This window comes from Chromohalobacter sp. HP20-39, from assembly GCF_033052815.1.
Lineage (GTDB): Bacteria > Pseudomonadota > Gammaproteobacteria > Pseudomonadales > Halomonadaceae > Chromohalobacter.
This window is the reverse complement of record NZ_JAWHTP010001056.1, coordinates 1-244: the sequence shown is the minus strand read 5'-3', so window position 1 is coordinate 244 and position 244 is coordinate 1. Positions and strand designations below refer to the sequence as shown.

The window sequence follows — 244 nt, the reverse complement described above, 5'->3', positions numbered from 1 at the left end:
ATCGCGGATCGAAGCACCCGCATCATGTCCTCGACCGCTTGCGCGTTATCGATACCAGAGGCCGCGATCTTCAGGCCTTCAGAGACGTGTTGGTCGATGATCAGCAAGGCGACTTCGCGCAGGGCGGCTCGGGCGGCGTGGATCTGCTGGATCTCGTCGAGGCAGTAGCGGTCTTCCCCGATCATCGCGCAGGCCTCGGACCTGTCCCTCAATCCGGTTGAGGCGCTGCACGAGGGGCGTCCGC

1 protein-coding gene is annotated in these 244 nt (G+C 64.3%); it reads right to left on the bottom strand.

Going from position 1 to position 244, the window contains the following annotated elements; genetic code table 11:
- On the bottom strand, positions 1-185 hold a 185-nt coding region (locus tag RVY79_RS21155; RefSeq protein WP_317466577.1), incomplete at its 3' end, for a metal-sensing transcriptional repressor.
- Between the last annotated feature and the right edge of the window lie 59 nt (positions 186-244).